The sequence below is a fragment of the Bradyrhizobium sp. USDA 4473 genome (genome assembly GCF_054063335.1).
Genome location: NZ_JBSSGE010000001.1, coordinates 88,946 through 107,306, shown reverse-complemented (window position 1 = coordinate 107,306; position 18,361 = coordinate 88,946). Strand labels below are relative to the sequence as shown.

Here is an 18,361-nt window from a genome sequence, read left to right as displayed (position 1 = left end):
CTCTACTAGATTGCCTGCCAGGTGTTTCCTGAATGCCCTCCGAAAATCTCATCGATCCCCGTGAGCCGCGCGATGAACAAGCCTGCAACTCATGTCCGACCCGCGCTGCTGCATCGTCTTGCCACGGCGATCGGGATGCTGTTGGTGACGGCCGCTGCCGCGCAGGCCGAGCAGACATTCTCATTTAACAGCACGCCGGGAAAGCTGCCGAAGACGGTCATCCCGCTGCGCTACGCGATCGAGCTGACGCCCGATTTCACCAGCCTTGCGTTGCCTGGTGTGGAGACCATCGACATCGAGGTGCGCGAGGCCACCGCGCAGCTAACGCTGAACGCGATCAACACCACCTTCACTGAAACCACGATCGATGACGGCGCACAGCGCGCGGAGGTCGTGACCGACGCTGCTGCGCAGACCGCGACGCTGACCTTCGCCAAGCCGCTTGCGGTCGGGCTGCACAGGCTGCGAGTTGGCTTTACGGCACAGATCAACAAATTCGGTACCGGCCTGTTCTCGGTGGACTATCCGACCCCGACTGGAATCAAGCGGCTGATCTCCAGCAAGCTGGAGCCGGCCGACGCGAGGCGGATCTTTCCGTGCTGGGACGAGCCGTCGTTCAAGGCGAGCTTCGCGCTGACGGTGGTAATCCCGCGCAATCTGCTCGCGGTCGGCAACATGCCGGTCACGAGCGAGCAGCCGATCGGTGGCGATCTCAAGAAGGTCGTGTTCGCCCCGACGCCGAAGATGTCGAGCTATCTGTTCGTGCTCACGGTCGGCGAGCTTGAGCGGATCACGGCGGATGCCGGCGGCGTCACGGTCGGCGTGGTGACGACTGAGGGCAAGAGCGGGCAGGGCCGCTTTGCGCTCGACAGCGCAGTGAAGCTGCTCGGCTATTACAACGACTATTTCGGCGTGACATATCCGCTGCCGAAGCTCGACCTGATCGCGGTTCCCGGCGGGTTCGGCGGGGCGATGGAGAACTGGGGCGGTATCACTTTCTTCGAGAGCCGGCTGCTGTTCGATCCCGCGACCAATGCGGAGACCGCGCGGCGCGGCATCTTCGCCATCATCGCGCACGAGATGGCGCATATGTGGTTCGGCGATCTCGTCACCATGGCGTGGTGGGACAATCTCTGGCTCAACGAGGGCTTTGCCAGCTGGATGGCGACCAAGGCCTCGGAGCAGTTCTACCCGCAATGGCAGAACTGGCTGAACGGCTACGGTGCCAAGCAGTTCGCCATGGCGCTCGATGCGCGCCGCACCTCGCATCCGGTGCAGCAGCCGATCGCCGATCACAGCGAGGCGGTGACGGCGTTCGACGCCATCACCTACAACAAGGGACAGGCGCTGATCCGGATGCTCGAGACCTATCTCGGCGAACGGCCGTTCCGCGACGGAATCCGCAAATACATGGCCGCGCATGCCTACAGCAATTCCACCACGGCCGATCTCTGGCAGGCGCTGGAAAGCGCCGGCGGCAAGCCGATCACCGGCATCGCCGCCTCCTTCACCGAGCAGAATGGCGTGCCGCTGATCCTGGCCGAGACGGCCTGCGATGGCGCGGCACAGCGCCTGATCTTGCAGCAGGATCGTTTCGTGATCGCCCCGGCCAACGATCCGCCGCTGCCGGCACACAGCTGGCAGATTCCGGTTGCGGTGGGCCCGGCCCACGGCAAGCCGTTCGACGAGATATTGCTGAAGGGCAGCGCCGAGATTCCGGCCGGTGCCTGTGGCGATGCGATCAAGGTCAACCTCGGCGACGTCGGCTATTTCAGGGTTGAATACGGCCCGAAGAACCGTGCGGCGTTGCTCAACGCCTTTCCGCAGATGCAGGTCGCCGACCGGCTCAATGTCGTCACCGACAGCTGGGCGCTGGTGCAGGCCGGCCGCGCCGAGGCGCCGTCCTATCTCGCGCTGCTCGACGCGCTTGATGTCGGTGACCATCGCGCGGTGTGGGACCAGGTGATCTCGACATTCGCCACGCTCAACCGCCTGTCGCGCGACCGCGCCGAGCGGCCGGTGATCGAGGCCTATGCCCGCGCCAAGCTGCGCCCGGTGTTCGATCGGATCGGATGGGACGGGCGCGGTCCCGCTGACGACGACACCGCACTGTTGCGTGCAAGCCTGATTTCGACGCTTGGCGATCTCGGTGACGCGGATATTGTGGCCGAGGCGAAGCGGCGCTTTGCGGCGTTCCTCGACGATCCCGAATCGCTGCCGACCACGCTGCGCGATGCCGTCACCCACGTCGTCGGCATCACCGCCGATCGGAAAACCTATGATCGGCTGCTGGCGCTCGCGCGCAAGAGCGCGGCGACCAATGAGCGGCTGCGCTACTATTTCGCCGCGGCGAGCGCCCGTGATGCCGAGCTGGCCCGCGCGACGCTGGCCCTGACGCTGACCGGCGAACTGCCCGACACGATCGTCGCCGGGATGATCAACGCGGTGGCGGGCGCCGGCGAGCAGCCGCAGCTCGCCTGGGACTTCGTACGGACCAATTTCGATGCGTTGCTGGCAAGGCAGGGACCGAACTTCCGCGACCAGTTCGTTCCCAGTTTCATGACCAATTTTACCGATCAGGCCCACGCCGCGGAGCTCGCCGCGTTCGCTCCGTCGCAGTCCACCAGCGGCGGGCGGGTGATGGTGGCGCGCGCCTTGCAGGCCATCGCGATCTCGGCCGACCTCTCCGCGCGCGTGCTGCCCGCCGCCGACGCCTGGATCAGGGCGCACAAGCCGTGAGCTCGCGAAGGAGTTTCCGGCGGCGCGCGATGCGGCTATGCTCGGCGCGCGGCATGCAATCAACGAGGCGAGGCTGATATGGTCAAAGGTTCCGATTTGCTGGTCGCGGCCCTCGAGAATGAGGGCGTGGAACGGGTGTTCGGCGTTCCCGGCGAGGAGAATCTCGACGTCGTCGAGAGCCTGCGCAAATCCTCGATCAAGCTGATCGTGACCCGCCACGAGCAGGCCGCGGCCTTCATGGCGGCGACCTATGGCCGCCTGACCGGCAAGCCTGGCGTCTGCATCACGACGCTCGGCCCGGGCGCGCTCAATCTGACCACCGGTGCCGCTTATGCGCTGCTCGGCGCGATGCCGATGGTGATGCTGACGGGCCAGAAGGGCATCCTGAGCAGCCGGCAGGCCAAGTTCCAGATCGTCGACATCGTCAACACGTTCCGGCCGCTGACCAAGCTGTCGTTGCAGATCGTCAGCGGCGCGACCATCCCGACGCTGGTCCGCGACGCGTTCCGGATCGCAACCCAGGAACGGCCGGGCCCGGTGCTGCTCGAACTGCCGGAAGACATCGCGGGCGAGGAGACCGCACCGGTCGAGCTGGTGCATCCGCATCCGATCGAGATTCCGATCGCGCATGCCGCGGCCCTCGACCGCGCCGCCGACATGATCCTGAAGGCGCAGCGTCCGCTGATCATGCTGGGTGCTGCGGCGTCGCGCCCGCGTTCGACCGCCGGGATCGGCGACTTCGTGCGGCGCACGAAAATTCCGTTCTTCACCACGCAGATGGGCAAGGGCACGGTCTCCGGCGGCACCAACCAGTACATGGGGACCGCCGCGCTCAGCGAGCGCGACTATGTGCACGAGGCGATCGACCGCGCCGATCTGATCATCGCGATCGGCCACGACACGATCGAGAAGCCGCCCTTCATCATGGGCCCGAAGGGGCCGCAGGTGATCCATGTCAGCTACACGCCGGCCAATGTCGAGCAGGTCTACTTCCCGCAAGTCGAGGTGATCGGCGATGTCGGGCCGAGCCTCGAACTGCTCGCTGACCGGGTCGAGGGCAAGCTGCCGCATGCCAGCGCGCTGCTCAGCCTGCGCGCGGGCATTTTGGCCAGGATCACCGATCGCGCCACCGAAGGCCGCTGGCCGCCGACGCCGCAGCGCATCGTGCACGATGTGCGGCAGGTCATTCCCGAGGACGGCATCGTCGCGCTCGACAACGGCATGTACAAGATCTGGTTCGCGCGCAACTACCGCACGTTGCTGGCGAACTCGCTGCTGCTCGACAATGCGCTCGCCACCATGGGCGCCGGCCTGCCGTCGGCGATGATGGCGGCGATGCTGTATCCGAAGAGCCGCGTGCTCGCGGTGTGCGGCGACGGCGGCTTCATGATGAACTCGCAGGAGATGGAGACCGCGGTCCGGCTCAAGCTCAATCTGGTGATCCTGATTTTGGAAGACTCCGCCTACGGCATGATCCGCTGGAAGCAGGCAGTCGACAATTTCCCGGATTTCGGCCTGACCTTCGGCAATCCGGATTTCGTCAAATATGCCGAAAGCTATGGCGCCAAGGGCTCGCGGATCGAGAGCACGGAGGCGATCGTCCCAACGCTGGAGCGGGCGTTCTCCGGTGGCGGCGTGCATCTCGTCGTGGTGCCGATCGACTATACCGAGAACAAGCGCGTGCTGGTCGACGAACTGCGCGAGAGGGTGCAGCAGATCGACGTCGAATAGCGGATTGCCACCGGCCGCACGGAACGAAAAGCCCCCGGCTTGATTGAACGTAAGCCGCCATGGTAGCACGCCGCATCATCACCCGTTGTGCTGATGGTCGGCGATACCAGATCTGAGAGGTCACGTGACTGCACCAAATCCCGCCGCCGGCAAACCCGTCGATCCGTCCCAGCTCGCCAATGTGCCGCGGCTGGTCACGGCCTATTTCGCCGGCAAGCCCGACCCCGGCGATCCCGGCCAGCGAGTTGCGTTCGGCACCTCGGGCCATCGCGGCTCGTCGCTGAAGAATTCCTTCAACGAGGACCACATCCTCGCCACCACGCAGGCGATCTGCGATTACCGGCGCGAGAAGGACCTCACCGGTCCGCTGTTCATCGGCATCGATACCCATGCGCTGGCCGAGCCGGCGCTGGCCAGCGCGGTCGAGGTGTTCGCGGCCAACGGCGTCGAGATCATGATCGACGCGCAGGGCGGTTACACCCCGACGCCTGTGATCTCGCACGCGATCCTGAGCTACAACAAGGGCCGCAGCACCGGCCTTGCCGACGGCGTCGTCATCACGCCGTCACACAATCCGCCGGAGGACGGCGGCTACAAATACAATCCGCCGCATGGCGGCCCGGCCGACACCGACGTCACCGCCGTGGTCGAGAAGAACGCCAATCGCACTATCGAGGCCGGCCTCAAGGGCGTCGCGCGGATGCCGTATGACCGCGCGCGCAAGGCCGCGACCACGCATCTGCACGACTACGTCACGCCCTACGTCGCCGATCTCGGCAACACCGTCGATCTCGCGCTGATCAAATCGGCCGGCGTCAGGATTGGCATCGATCCGCTCGGCGGCGCGGCGGTGCATTACTGGCAGCCGATCATCGCGCGCTACGGCATCAACGCGTCAATCGTCAACACTGCGGTCGATCCGACCTTCCGCTTCATGACCGCGGATTGGGACGGCAAGATCCGGATGGACTGCTCGTCGCCCTACGCGATGGCAAGCCTGATCGGGATGCGCGACCGCTTCGACGTCGCCTTTGCCAACGATACCGACGCCGACCGCCACGGCATCGTGACGCGTTCGAAGGGCTTGATGAACCCGAACCATTTCCTCGCCACCGCGATCGCCTACCTGTTCACGCACCGGCCGCAATGGAGCGGGGATGCCGCGATCGGCAAGACCATCGTGTCGAGCTCGATCATCGATCGCGTGGCCAAGAAGCTTAACCGCAGACTGGTCGAGACGCCGGTCGGCTTCAAATGGTTCGTCGACGGGCTCGGCAGCGGCGGCTTCGGCTTTGCCGGCGAGGAAAGCGCCGGCGCGTCGTTCCTCAAGCGCGACGGCTCGGCCTGGACCACGGACAAGGACGGCATCATCCTCGGCCTGCTGGCGGCGGAGATCATCGCCAGGACCGGCCGCGATCCGAGTGAACTGTTCAACGAGTTGACTGCCGAGCTCGGCGTGCCCTCTTACGAGCGCATCGACGTCGCGGCGACGCCGAAGCAGAAGAGCGCTTTGAAAGCACTCGGGCCCGAGCAGCTCAACATGACCCAGCTCGCCGGCGACCCGGTGCGTGCGGTCCGGACCAAGGCACCGGGCAACGATCAGCCGTTCGGCGGCATCAAGGTCGAGAGCGAGGCGGGCTGGTTTGCCGCGCGTCCCTCCGGCACGGAAGACGTCTACAAGATCTACGCCGAAAGCTTCCGCGGACCGGATCATCTGAAAAGAATCCAGGGCGACGCGCAGGCCGCGATCGCCAAGGTGTTCTGAAGGCGCGGGGCGGGGCGGAATTCATGCGTGTCTTGTTGACCGGCTCCTCCGGCTGGCTCGGCCGGTTCCTCGCGCCACGGCTGCGCCAGGCCGGCCATGACGTGACGGGCCTCGACATCGTCCCGGGCGAGGCGACCGATGTGGTCGGCTCGGTGGCCGACCGGTCGGCGATCGATCGTGTGTTCGGCGATCACGGCATCGAGGCCGTGATCCATGGCGGCGCGCTGCACAAGCCCGATATCGCGCGGTTCGCGCCGCAGGCTTTTGTCGACGTCAATATCACGGGCACGCACAATCTGCTGCAGGCGGCTGTTGCCGCCGGGCACAAGCAGTTCGTCTTCACCTCGACCACGTCATTGATGATCTCGCAGGCGATCCGCGACGAGGAAGGCCATGCGGCGGTCTGGCTCGACGAGACGACGGGGCCGCTGGAGCCGCGCAACATCTACGGCGTGACAAAACTCGCCGCCGAAGGCCTGTGCCGGCTCTACAGCCGCGAGCATGGCCTGAATTGCGCGGTCCTGCGCACCAGCCGTTTCTTCCCCGAGGACGACGACACGATCGTCGACATCCACGGCGAGAACCTGAAGGCGACCGAGCTCCTGTATCGCCGGCTCACGGTCGAGGACGCCGCTGAGGCCCACGTCGTGGCGCTGGAGAGGATCCGAGGCTTCGAAGTCTTTGTGATCAGCGCGCCGACACCGTTTGCGCGCAGCGACGTCGCTGAGCTGAAGGCGGATGCGGCAGGCCTCATCGCACGAACTTTCCCCGATGCGCCGGCGCTGTTCGCCCGGCGCGGCTGGCACCTGCCGACATCGATCGGCCGAATCTACGATGCCGGTAAGGCCGAACGGCTGCTCGGTTTCCGCGCGGTAACCGACTTTGCCGCGGTGCTCGGGGCGCTCCGCCGCGGCGAACCGCTTCCCTTTGCGCACGATCCCGATTATGTCTCGCCGTCGACGAGGCTCGCAAATGGCTGATTTCCACGGCGTCTTCCCGTATCTGGTGTCCCCGGTCGATCCGGCCGGCCATGTCCGCACCGAGGTGCTGGGCCGGCTCTGTGACGATCTGGTCAAGGCCGGTGTGCATGGGCTGACGCCGCTCGGCTCGACCGGCGAGTTCGCCTATCTCAACAATGCGCAGCGCATGCAGGTGGTGGCGACCACGATCGAGGCCGCGCAGGGCCGTGTGCCCGTGGTGGCCGGCGTCGCCTCGACCTCGACGGCCGACGCGGTGGCCCAGGCCAAGGCCTGTCAGAAGCGCGGTGCCGCCGGCATTCTCGCGATCCTGGAGGCGTATTTTCCGCTCAGTGACGCCCAGGTGGAATCCTATTTCCGCGCGATCGCCGACGCCGTCGATATTCCGGTCGTGATCTACACCAACCCGAATTTCCAGCGCTCCGACCTGACGCTCGACGTCATCGCGCGGCTCGCCGAGCATCCGCGCATCGGCTACATCAAGGACGCCTCGACCAACACCGGGCGGCTGCTGTCGATCATGAACCGCTGCGGCGACAGCCTCAAAGTGTTTTCGGCATCAGCCCATATTCCAGCCGCGGTGATGCTGATCGGCGGCCATGGCTGGATGGCGGGGCCCGCCTGCATCATTCCACGGCAGAGCGTCGAGCTCTACGATCTCTGCCGCCGTGCCCGCTGGGACGAGGCGATGGTGCTGCAGCGCAAGCTCTGGCGCATCAACGAGGCGTTCGCCCGCTTCAATCTCGCCGCCTGCATCAAGGCCGGGCTTGCGAGCCAGGGCTATGATGTCGGCGACCCCGTGCCGCCGCAGGCGCCGCTGACGGCCGAGCAGCGCAAGGTGGTCGAGGCCGCGTTGCGCGATCTGGCCTGAACCTGGCTTGTGGGTTGCAGGCGTTTTCACCACCTCGTCATTCCGGGGCGAGGCGAAGCCTCGAGCCCGGAATCCATCTATGCGCATACTCCGTGGCGAAATGGATTCCGGGCTCGCGACTACGTCGCGCCCTCAGATGCGCAATTGCGCATCGGGGAATGACGGTCAGTTGTCTAAAATCCAAAATCCGCTAAAACCCGCCGAAATTTCTGAACTCAAGGACTCTTCTGATGAACATTCTTCCCGGCAATATGCGTTTTGGTGCGGGCCAGCCGGTCAAGCGTCTGGAAGACCAGCGGCTGGTCACCGGGAAGGGGCATTTCATCGACGACAAGCCGCAGGACGGTGCGCTCTGGCTGCACGTGCTGCGCTCGCCGCATGCCCACGCCAACATCAGGTCGATCGACGCCAAAGCGGCGCTGGCGATGGCGGGCGTCAAGGCGGTCTATACCGGCGCCGACCTCGTCAAGGACGATATCGGCACGCTGCCGACGCTTGCGATCTTCAAGCGGCCTGACGGCTCGCCGATGACGGTGCCGCCGCGGCGCCTGCTGGCGCATGAGGTGGTGCGCTACGCCGGCGAGGGTGTCGCGGCCGTGGTCGCGACCTCGCGCGAGCTGGCACAGACTGCTGCCGAAGCGATCGAGATCGATTACGAGGTGCTGCCCTCGGTGGTCGATCCGGTCGAGGCGGTCAAGCCCGATGCACCCGCGGTCTGGCCGGAGGCGCCCGACAACATCGTCGCCGCGATGAGCTATGGCGATGCCGCCAAGGTCGAAGAAGCTTTCGCCAATGCTGCGCATAAAGTGTCGCTCGACCTCGTCAGCCAGCGCCTGGTGCCGTCGGCGATGGAGCCGCGCTCGACCATTGCCGAGATCGAGAAGAAGACCGGGCGGCTGATCCTCCACGTGCAGTCGCAAACCCCGGGCTCGACCCGCGACCTCTTGGCAGAATCGATCCTGAAGCGGCCGAAGGACAGCGTGCGCGTGCTGGTCGGCGACATCGGCGGCGGCTTCGGGCAGAAGACCAGCCTCTATCCGGAAGACGGCATCGTCGCCTATGCCGCGACCAAGCTGAACGAGAAAATCCGCTGGCGCGGCGACCGCACCGACGAGTTCGTCGGCGGCACCCACGGCCGCGACCTGACCTCGACCGGCGAGTTCGCGCTCGACGCCAAGGGCCGCGTGCTGGCCTATCGGGTGCGCTCGATCGGCGGCACCGGCGCCTATTCGTCGGGCACCGCCAACATCATCCCGCTGGTGCTCGGCCCGTTCGTGCAGACCGGCGTCTACGATCTGCCGCTGGTGCATTTCGAGGTGAAGTCGGTGATGACCCACACCGCGCCGGTCGGCGCCTATCGCGGCGCCGGCAGGCCCGAGGCGGTGTTCATCGTCGAGCGGCTGTTCGATGCCGCCGCGCGCCAGATCGGCATGGACCCGCGCAGCATTCGCAAGGTCAACTACATCAAGCCGGCGCAGCTGCCTTACACCAACGCGGTCGGGCAGGTGTACGATTCCGGCGCCTTCGCCCACATGCTGGAGCGCGCCTCCGATCTCGCCGACTGGAACGGCTTTGCCGCGCGCAAGAAGGCGGCGAAGAAGAAGGGCCTGCTCTACGGCCGCGGCCTCACCAGCTACATCGAATGGACCGGCGGCCGCGCCCACACCGAGAACGTCTCGCTGCATGCGACCGCTGAAGGCCGCGTCATCCTGCATTCCGGCACCATGGCGATGGGCCAGGGTCTCGCCACCACCTACACCCAGATGATATCGGATACGCTCGGCATTGCGATGGACAAGATCGACGTGATCCAGGGCGACACCGATCTCGCCACCGGCTTCGGCAGCGTCGGCTCGCGCTCGCTGTTCGTCGGCGGCACCGCGGTTGCGGTCTCCAGCAACGACATGATCAACAAGGCGCGCAACAAGGCCTCCAATCTGCTGGAAGCCTCGGTCGAAGACATCGAGTATCGCGACGGCTTCCTCACCGTGGTCGGCACCGACAAGCGCATCAGCCTGTTCGAGATCGCGGCCAAGGAAAAAGGCGCAAAGCTCTCGGTCGAAAGCGAGGGCAATGTCGACGGGCCGAGCTGGCCGAACGGCACCCATATCTGCGAGGTCGAGATCGATCCCGAGACCGGCGTCACCCGCGTGGTGCGCTACACCACGGTCGACGACGTCGGCGTCGCGGTCAATCCGATGCTGGTGACCGGGCAGGTGCATGGCGGCGTCGTCCAGGGTATCGGCCAGGCGCTGTACGAAGGCGTGGCCTACAGCGAGGAAGGCCAGCTCTTGACCGCGAGCTATCAGGATTATTGCATCCCGCGCGCCTCGGATATTCCGCCGATCACGGTGACGCTCGATCCCTCCGCGCCCTGCAAGACCAATCCGCTCGGCGCCAAGGGCTGCGGCGAGTCCGGTGCGATCGGCGGTCCACCCTGCATCACCAACGGCGTGATGGATGCGCTGAGCGAGATCGGCATCACCCAGCTCAACACGCCGCTGACGCCGGTGAAGATCTGGCAGGCGATCCGCGACGCGAAGGCTGGGGCTGCGTGAGGCCGCGCTCTCTCCACCGTCATTCCGGGGCATCGCGAAGCGATGGGCCCGGAATCCATTGGGCCTCAGAACATGCGGCCTGATGGATTCCGGGCTCGGGCTGCGCGCGCCCCGGAATGACGGGGAGAGAGCGTTACAACCCCAGCACCATCTTCGCGATGATATCCCGCTGGATCTCCGACGATCCGCCGAAGATCGTATACGCCCGCCCGTTGAGATATTCCGGCACCACCGGCAATAGCTGCTCCGGGATCGCCGGCTCGTGATTGAGCCGGTAGAACGGCCGCGCCGGCTCCACGGCCAGGCCGTCCTGGCCGATCACGTCGACGCCAAGCCGCGTCACCGCCTGGCGAATCTCGCTGACCCTGAGCTTGATCAGCGACGACACCGCGCCGGGATTTTGGCCGGTCTGCAACGCCGACAGCACGCGCAGTTCGGTCATCTCGAGCGCGTCGATATCGACCTCGGCTTCCGACATCCGGATCGCGATGTCGGGATCGTCGATGGCGCGGCCGGTGACATCGGACGCCGCGAGATCGGAGATCGTCTTCAGCGCCTCGCGCAGTTTTGCCGATGCGATGCCGGAGCCGCGCTCGAATTCAAGCAGATACTTGCCGTAGGTCCAGCCCTTGCCCTCCTCGCCGACGCGGTTGGCGACGGGCACGCGAACGTCGTCGAAGAACACCTGGTTGACCTCATGGTCGCCGCCGATGGTCAGGATTGGCCTCGTGGTGATGCCTGGCGTCTTCATGTCGATGAGAATAAAGCTGATGCCGTCCTGCTGCCGCTCGCCGTCGCTGGTGCGCACCAGCGCGAACATCCGGTTGGCGTGGTGCGCATGCGTGGTCCAGATCTTGGTGCCGTTGATGACGTAGTCGTCGCCGTCGCGCACCGCGCGGGTCTTCAGTGACGACAGATCGGAGCCCGAACCCGGCTCGGAATAACCCTGGCACCAATAGTCTTCACCCGAGAGGATTCGCGGCAGGTAAAAGTTCTGCTGCTCGGGCGAGCCGAAGCCGATGATGACCGGGCCGACCATCTTCACGCCCATCACATTGACATTGGGCACGCCGGCGCGGGCGCATTCGGCCTCGAAGATCCAGCGCTGCGCCGGTGTCCAGTCCGGCCCGCCATGCTCGACCGGCCAGCCCGGCGCACCCCAACCCTTCCGGTGCAGCGCGCGCTGCCAGGCCATGCCGATATCGGGGTCGGAGAACACCGACGGCGTCAGCGCGGTGGCGCGCTTCATCTCCGGCGTCAAATTCTCGGCGATGAAGTCGCGGACTTCCTGTTCGAAGGCGCGTTCCTCGGCATTGAAGGTGAGATCCATCTGCGCTCTCCGTCAGGCGTGGACGCGGCCGCTCAACGCGGCGTGGCGGCGATAATGATGGGCGCTGCCGCCGAACAGCGTGTCGAAGGCGAGCAGCCGCTTGAAATAGGCACCGATGTCGAGCTCCTCGGTGACGCCCATGGCGCCATGCAGCTGCACCGCCTGCTCGGCGACAAAGCGCGCGCATTTGCCGATTTTTGCCTTGGCGCCGGACGCCGCGCGGCCGCGGGCCACTGGCTCGGCATTCGCCATCAGCGCGGCGCGCAGCGCCATCGAGCGCGCCTCGTCGACCTGCATCGCGACATCGGCGAGGCGATGGCGGATCACCTGATTGGCCGACAGCGGCCGTCCGAACTGTTTTCGAATCTTGGTGTATGCGAGCGTGGTGTCGAGCAGCGTCTGCATGATGCCGACCGCCTCGGCGCCGAGCGCAGCCATCGCGCGGTCGACCACGGTCTCGATCGCCGGCAGGGCATCGCGGCCGTCGCCGAGCAAAGCGTCGGCGGGCACTTGTACATCCCTGAGATCGAGATTGCAGCCGCGCCCGCCGCCGAGCCGCGCGTAGTCGCGAAGCGTGAGGCCCGCCGTTGCAGCCGGCACCAGGAACAGCGCCACCCTGCCGGATGCACCATTGGCGTTGGCGATGCGGGCGGAGACGATGATCTGGTTGGCGGCGGCGCCGTCGAGCACCGCGATCTTGCTGCCGTTCAGCCGCCAGCCATCGGCAGTTTTGGTGGCGGTCGTGTCGACATGCGCGACGTCGAAGCGCGCGGCGCGCTCCGAATGCGCGAAGGCGAGCGTCAGCGCTCCCTCCGCCACCTTGGGCAGGATTGCCTGCCGCTGTGCCTCGGTGCCGCATTCGGCGACCAGCGCGGCGCCGATCACGACGGTGGAGAGGAATGGTTCCGACACGAGGCCACGGCCGAATGCCTCCATCAACAGCCCGATCTCGATCGCGCCGCCGCCGAGCCCGCCATGGGCTTCGGCGATCGGCAGCGCCAGCCAGCCGAGCTCGGCGAATTGTTTCCAGATCGCCGGCGAATAGCCCAGCGGATCGTTCGCCGCCTTCTTGCGATGCTCCGATGTGAAGGTCTCCGCCACGAAGCGGTCGGCACTTTCGCGCAGCAGGCGCTGCTCGTCGCTGAGGGTGAGGTCCATCTGGCTTTCTACACGTTGGCGGTTTTCTTGACGGAGGGATGCAGGCCCGCGGGGTCCACCACCATGCCGAATTCCTGCAGATTGTGGGCGTGGCAGAGCTGGTGCAGCGCGAAAGCCTGATCGATCGCAGCCGGCTGCCCCATGATGTCGATCGAGCGGTTCACCGCCTCCTTGCTGAGCTTCAGCGCAAAGGCGGGCTTGGCCGCGATCCGCCGCGCCAGCGCCAGCGCGAAGGAGGTGAGATCGCCGCGCGGCACCACGTGGTTGACCATGCCGAGGCGATGCGCCTCGTCGGCGCTCCAGACGTCGGCAGTGAACAGCATCTCCTTGGCCTTGCGCGCGCCGAGCTCCCAGGGATGCACGAACCACTCGACGCCGCAGACCCCCATCGTCACCACGGGATCGCAGAACTCGGCATCACTGCTCGCGACGATCAGGTCGCAGGCCCAGGCCAGCATCAACCCGCCGGCGATGCACTTGCCGTGCACCTCGGCGATCGTCGGCTTTGCCAGATTGCGCCAGCGCCGTGTGATCTGCAGGTAGATCTCTTGCTCGCGCGCGAAGCGGCCATGGGCATTGGGTTCGGCAAAGCCGCCCCAATTTCCGAGTGGCGGGAAATCGACGCCGGCCTGATTCTTGGCCCCTGGCCTGAGATCGTGACCGGCCGAGAAATGCGGGCCGTTGCCGGCGAGGATGATGACCTTGACCGCGTCGTCCTGCACCGCCTGGTCGAAGGCGCCGTTGAGGTCGTAGGTCATTTGCAGGTTCTGGGCGTTGCGAGCCTCCGGGCGGTTCATCACGATCCGCGCGATCGCGGGCTCGGGCCGCTCGACAACAATCGTCTCGAATTGTTCAGACGCCATGGATCCCTCCCAGGATCGATTTTTTCGCCATGATGAACGGCGCGGGGAGGGAGTGGCAAGGGCTATCGCCTGCAAAAGCGAGCGCGAAATCCGCCGTGCGGGATTATCGCGCCGAAATCTGTTAACCTGACGAGAGAATCCACCGGGAGGACCATCTTTATGCGCAAGCTTTGGACCGTGCTGGCAGCGCTGGCGACCTTGAGCCTGACCAACTGCGGCTACAACGCGATCCAGACCAATGACGAGCAGGTCAAGTCGAACTGGTCGGAGGTGGTGAACCAGTACCAGCGGCGCGCCGATCTGGTGCCGAACCTGGTCAACTCGGTGAAGGGTTTTGCGCAGCAGGAGAAGGACGTGCTGCTCGGCGTCACCAACGCGCGCGCCAAGGTCGGCAGCATCCAGGCAACGCCCGAGGTGCTCAACGATCCCGCCGCGTTCCAGAAGTTCACGCAGGCGCAGGGCGAATTGACCAGCGCGCTGTCGCGGCTCCTGGTCGTCACCGAAAATTATCCGCAGCTGAAATCCGATGCGCTGTTCCGTGATCTGATGGCCCAGCTCGAGGGCACCGAGAACCGCATCACGGTGGCGCGCAACCGCTACATCAAGTCGGTGCAGGACTATAACGTCGGCATCCGCACCTTCCCGAACAGTCTGACGGCGATGGTGTTCGGCTACAAGGAGAAGCCCAACTTCACGGTCGACAATGAGAAGGAGATCTCGACCGCGCCGAAGGTCGATTTCAATCCGGCGCCGTCGCCATCACCCGCGCCGTCGAAGTAACGCCGGCTGCGCCTGTCGCGATGACCGCCGCACGCGTCATCCTGCTCGCCTTCCTGCTGGGCTTCATGTGCCCGGCGTGGGCCGAGGTCGCAGTGCCTCCGCTCACCGGCCGCGTCGTCGACCAGACCGGGACGCTGTCGGCTGGCGACGTCGCATCGCTCTCCGACCGGCTGCAGGATCTTCAGACCCGCAAGGGCAGCCAGATCGCCGTCCTGATCGTGCCGACCACGGGCGAGGAGACCATCGAGCAATTCTCGATCCGCGTCGCCGAGGCCTGGAAGATCGGGCGTAAGAAAGTCGACGACGGCGCGCTGCTGGTGGTCGCCAAGAACGACCGGCATCTGCGCATCGAGGTCGGCTACGGCCTCGAAGGCGTGCTGAGCGATGTCGTCACCCACCGCATCATCGACGAGGACATCACGCCAAAATTCAAGGCCGGCGATTTCGCCGGCGGCATTTCGGCCGGCGTCGACCGGATGATCCGGCTGATCAATGGCGAGCAATTGCCGGCGCCGGAGCCCGAGCATTGGCAGGCGCCCAATCTCGTCGACTTCGCCAATCCGGTGGTGATCTTCGGCGTCATCATCGTGGCGGGATTCCTGCGCGGCCTGCTCGGACGGCTGTTGGGCTCTGCCGCGACCGGCGGCATCGTCGGCGTCTTCACCTGGATGCTGGCCGGCTCGCTCGCCACCGCGCTGGTGGTCGGGTTGTTCGCCGGTGTTGCGGCGTTGATCTTCGGCGGTTTGAATTTTGGCGGTCCGGCGGCTGGCTCCGGACCGTACCGGCGCGGCGGCGGTTATTCCGGGGGCTGGTCCGGCGGCGGGGGCTGGAGCAGCGGCTCGAGCTCGGGCGACAGCGGCGGCTTCAGCGGCGGAGGCGGCAGCTTCGGCGGCGGCGGCGCCTCGGGGAGCTGGTAGGCACATGAGCATCAAGCGCATCGGCAAGCATCTGCTCGAACACCGCTGGCGGGTGCGGCGTGAATTTCCGCCGCGCGTGCTCGACGCCATCGAGCAGGCGATCAAGGCCGGCGAGGCGACGCATTCGGGCCAGATCCGCTTCGTCGTCGAGGGCGCGCTCGACGGCGTGCCGCTGTTCCGCAACCAGCCGGCGCGGGAGCGGGCGCTCGACGTGTTCTCGCATCTGCGGATTTGGGACACCCATCACAACAATGGTGTTCTGATCTATCTGTTGCTCGCCGACCGCGACGTCGAGATCGTCGCCGACCGCGGCATCGACGCCAAAGTCGGCCACGAGGGCTGGGAGGCGATCTGCCGTGCGATGGAAACGGATTTCCGGGCAGGCCGGTTCGAGCAGGGCGTGATCAACGGCATCGCGGCGGTGTCGCGCGAGCTGGCGAAATATTTCCCGCGTGCCGACGGTGGCCCGAACGAGCTGCCGGACAAGCCGGTGGTGATGTAGCTTGAGGCTCTTCACCCCGTCCCGGAGCGACAGCGCAATTTCCGAATAATAGAATTATCCTGCTGATTTGCCCGACGTGTCAAGCTGCCGCGTCGAATGTGTCGCCCCGGTCGAAGGTCCCTAGCTACCGCCGGCTCCTTTGCATGGGGTTGTTTTCCATGTTTTGGCAGGGCGCCCCTGCGGAGGCAGGCGATAGCCCTGCCCCCAGGACGGTGAAACTTGACCTACGCCTTCACCGATGGCCGCTCGGCGACACGGTTGAACCAGGCGACGATGTTGGCGTTCGAGGGGTCCAGCGGCTGGCCGACCTGGTTGCCGAAATCGATCCAGCAATACAGCAGCATGTCGGCGAGGGTGAAGCGCTGGCCGCAGATGTAGTCGCGGCCGTCGGCCATCTGGTCGTTGAGCCATTTGATGCGATTGGCGGCGATCATCTTCAAGCCTGGCGAGGCCTCCGGCGCGACCGGAATGCGCTTCTCGAAGAACTTCAGCGCCTCGCCGAAGCGGTAGCCATTGGCGAGCGGCTCGGCGATGTTGAGGTCGACGCGGCGGGTCCACATCCGGCATTCCGCGCGTTCTTCCGGCGTGCTGCCGATCATCGCGGGCGAGGGGTGCTTCTCCTCGAGATATTCGCAGATCGCGGTGATTTCCGAGAGGTAGTTGCCGCAGTCGAGTTCGAGCGCCGGCATCTGGCCGTGCGGATTGCGCTTCAGATGGTCCGCCTCGCGGTTTTCGCCCTTGCGCAGGTCGACGGTCTGTTTGGGGATCTCGATGCCCTTCTCGGCCATGAACATCCGCACAATGCGCGGATTGGGGCCGATCGAGTCGTAAAGCTTCATGGTCCTCGCTCCCTGTTGTTTTAAGCGTTGTTTTGCCGCTGTTGAACAGGCCGCGTACGGATTTGTCAAATGCGACGGCGAGCGAAGCTCAATCGTCGAGCTTGTTGAGGTCGCGCACCGACTGCATGATCGGCTCGAAATTCGAGCGCGCGTCGAGCGCATCGAACAGCTGCGCGGTGTCCTCGAGCAGGCCATGCGAGCGTTGCAGCGCGATCCGCACATCGTCCTGCGGCGTGTCGGAAAGCCGGCCATGGCCGGACAGCAGGATCTTCGAATTGCGCCCCTTGATCCGCTCCAGCGACTGGATGTAGTCGGCAATCGAGCCGGAGCCGAACACGCCGCCCATCACGCCGCCGGGCATCAGCGTGTCGGCGGCGAACAACAGGCCCTTGTCCTGGTCGAACAGCGAGATGCAGGCCGAGGTATGGCCCGGCGTGTACATCACGTTGAGACGGAAATTGCCGAGGTCGATCAGGTTGCCCTCCTCGAGCCAGATGTCGATGTCGATCGGCACGTTCGGCTCGTTGAACATCTTGCGCAGCATCGAGAAGTCGTCGCGCAGCATGATCTTGTTGGCGGCGAGCCGGTGCGCGGCGATATAGGCCGAGCCGTGGAAATGATAGGCCGCGCCGATGTGATCGAGATGCTCGTGGCTCAACACCACCATGTCGATCATCTCGGGCGTTACGCCAAGATGATCGAGGCAGGCGACCAGCGACGGATAGTTGCTCGACAGCCCGACGTCGATCATGATCGTGCGCTTGCTGCCGCGCACCAGATAGGCGTTGGCGGCGCGGTTCTTGAAGCGGATCTGGTAGACGTCGTCGGCGGCCTGGATCAGCGTCGCGACGTCGGCGTCGAACAGCGTCTTGAACGGGCTCGGCTTGCGGTCGCTCATGGTGCGCCTGCGGTTCGGTAAGTGACGGCGTTGGAGGCGCGCAGGCGTTTCGAGAGCGCATCCATCACCATCAGCGCGAAGGCCGGCTGCTGGCTGACCAGATAGACGAAGCGGGCGTGGTTGATCCGCATCACCCGCGTCGCCGGCGCCGAGGCGATCGCAGTTGCCGAGCGCGCCGAGCCGTCGATCACGGCCATCTCGCCGAAGAACTCGCCCTTGCCGAGGCGGACGATGACGGTCTTGTTTCGGCCATCGATCTTGGCGATGTCGACCTTGCCGTCGAGCACGACGAACAGCTCACGGCCGGTCGAGCCTTCCTCAAAAATGACGTCATCGACACCAAATTCATTGATGCATTTCTCGATCGTCATAGCACTCCCCTGCCTTCTGGCTGGAAGATGGCGGTATGTTAATCGGGAAAGCGCCGCGCGCA

At 65.5% G+C, this 18,361-nt stretch carries 15 protein-coding genes; 9 read left to right on the top strand and 6 right to left on the bottom strand.

Features of this window, described 5'->3' with window-relative positions; genetic code table 11:
- The first annotated feature begins 72 nt into the window (after positions 1-72).
- The 6 genes from ACVW17_RS00470 to ACVW17_RS00445 all read left to right on the top strand — a co-directional run bounded on the left by ACVW17_RS00470 (position 73) and on the right by ACVW17_RS00445 (position 10,641).
- The gene (locus tag ACVW17_RS00470) at positions 73-2,739 is read left to right on the top strand and encodes a M1 family metallopeptidase (RefSeq protein ID WP_456796669.1); all 2,667 of its coding nucleotides are present in this window, start codon (positions 73-75) and stop codon (positions 2,737-2,739) included.
- A gap of 78 nt (positions 2,740-2,817) precedes the next feature.
- On the top strand, positions 2,818-4,470 hold the full coding sequence (locus ACVW17_RS00465) for an acetolactate synthase large subunit (RefSeq protein ID WP_456749965.1): 1,653 nt from the start codon (positions 2,818-2,820) through the stop codon (positions 4,468-4,470).
- A 124-nt stretch (positions 4,471-4,594) separates the two neighbouring features.
- Positions 4,595-6,235, top strand: a complete 1,641-nt coding sequence (gene pgm / locus ACVW17_RS00460) for a phosphoglucomutase (alpha-D-glucose-1,6-bisphosphate-dependent) (RefSeq protein WP_456749964.1) — start codon at positions 4,595-4,597, stop codon at positions 6,233-6,235.
- Between the two features lie 23 nt (positions 6,236-6,258).
- Positions 6,259-7,215, top strand: coding sequence for an NAD-dependent epimerase/dehydratase family protein (locus ACVW17_RS00455; protein WP_456749963.1), 957 nt, complete (start codon positions 6,259-6,261; stop codon positions 7,213-7,215).
- Positions 7,208-8,083, top strand: coding sequence for a dihydrodipicolinate synthase family protein (locus ACVW17_RS00450; RefSeq protein ID WP_456749962.1), 876 nt, complete (start codon positions 7,208-7,210; stop codon positions 8,081-8,083). The genes ACVW17_RS00455 and ACVW17_RS00450 overlap by 8 nt, the downstream gene beginning before the upstream one ends.
- Positions 8,084-8,313: 230 nt before the next feature.
- Entirely contained in the window at positions 8,314-10,641 is a 2,328-nt protein-coding gene (locus ACVW17_RS00445) for a xanthine dehydrogenase family protein molybdopterin-binding subunit (RefSeq protein ID WP_456796668.1), read from the top strand.
- A gap of 133 nt (positions 10,642-10,774) precedes the next feature.
- Here the strand turns inward: ACVW17_RS00445 and ACVW17_RS00440 are convergent, their stop codons facing one another.
- The 3 genes from ACVW17_RS00440 to ACVW17_RS00430 are packed head-to-tail and all read right to left on the bottom strand — an operon-like array spanning position 10,775 to position 13,992.
- Positions 10,775-11,971, bottom strand: a complete 1,197-nt coding sequence (locus tag ACVW17_RS00440; protein WP_456749960.1) for an acyl-CoA dehydrogenase family protein — start codon at positions 11,969-11,971, stop codon at positions 10,775-10,777.
- A gap of 12 nt (positions 11,972-11,983) precedes the next feature.
- Positions 11,984-13,129, bottom strand: a complete 1,146-nt coding sequence (locus ACVW17_RS00435) for an acyl-CoA dehydrogenase family protein (protein ID WP_456749959.1) — start codon at positions 13,127-13,129, stop codon at positions 11,984-11,986.
- An 8-nt stretch (positions 13,130-13,137) separates the two neighbouring features.
- Positions 13,138-13,992, bottom strand: a complete 855-nt coding sequence (locus ACVW17_RS00430) for an enoyl-CoA hydratase (RefSeq protein ID WP_456749958.1) — start codon at positions 13,990-13,992, stop codon at positions 13,138-13,140.
- A gap of 159 nt (positions 13,993-14,151) precedes the next feature.
- Between ACVW17_RS00430 and ACVW17_RS00425 the strand changes: the two genes are divergently transcribed.
- From ACVW17_RS00425 to ACVW17_RS00415, 3 genes are read left to right on the top strand one after another with little or no spacing between them, the layout of a single operon-like run.
- Positions 14,152-14,772, top strand: coding sequence for a LemA family protein (locus ACVW17_RS00425; RefSeq protein WP_456749957.1), 621 nt, complete (start codon positions 14,152-14,154; stop codon positions 14,770-14,772).
- A 20-nt stretch (positions 14,773-14,792) separates the two neighbouring features.
- Complete coding sequence (locus tag ACVW17_RS00420) at positions 14,793-15,689, top strand: TPM domain-containing protein (RefSeq protein WP_456749956.1); 897 nt, start codon at positions 14,793-14,795, stop codon at positions 15,687-15,689.
- A gap of 4 nt (positions 15,690-15,693) precedes the next feature.
- Positions 15,694-16,191 (top strand): TPM domain-containing protein, encoded by a 498-nt coding sequence (locus ACVW17_RS00415; RefSeq protein WP_456749955.1) that lies wholly within the window; start codon positions 15,694-15,696, stop codon positions 16,189-16,191.
- Positions 16,192-16,415: 224 nt separating this feature from the next.
- Here ACVW17_RS00415 and ACVW17_RS00410 read toward each other — a convergent pair whose 3' ends face one another.
- The 3 genes from ACVW17_RS00410 to ACVW17_RS00400 form a co-directional block, all read right to left on the bottom strand.
- Positions 16,416-17,030, bottom strand: a complete 615-nt coding sequence (locus tag ACVW17_RS00410) for a glutathione S-transferase family protein (protein ID WP_456749954.1) — start codon at positions 17,028-17,030, stop codon at positions 16,416-16,418.
- An 88-nt stretch (positions 17,031-17,118) separates the two neighbouring features.
- The gene (locus ACVW17_RS00405) at positions 17,119-17,928 is read right to left on the bottom strand and encodes an MBL fold metallo-hydrolase (RefSeq protein WP_456796667.1); all 810 of its coding nucleotides are present in this window, start codon (positions 17,926-17,928) and stop codon (positions 17,119-17,121) included.
- Positions 17,925-18,299 (bottom strand): Crp/Fnr family transcriptional regulator, encoded by a 375-nt coding sequence (locus tag ACVW17_RS00400; RefSeq protein WP_456749952.1) that lies wholly within the window; start codon positions 18,297-18,299, stop codon positions 17,925-17,927. Before ACVW17_RS00400 ends, ACVW17_RS00405 begins: the two co-directional genes overlap by 4 nt.
- Between the last annotated feature and the right edge of the window lie 62 nt (positions 18,300-18,361).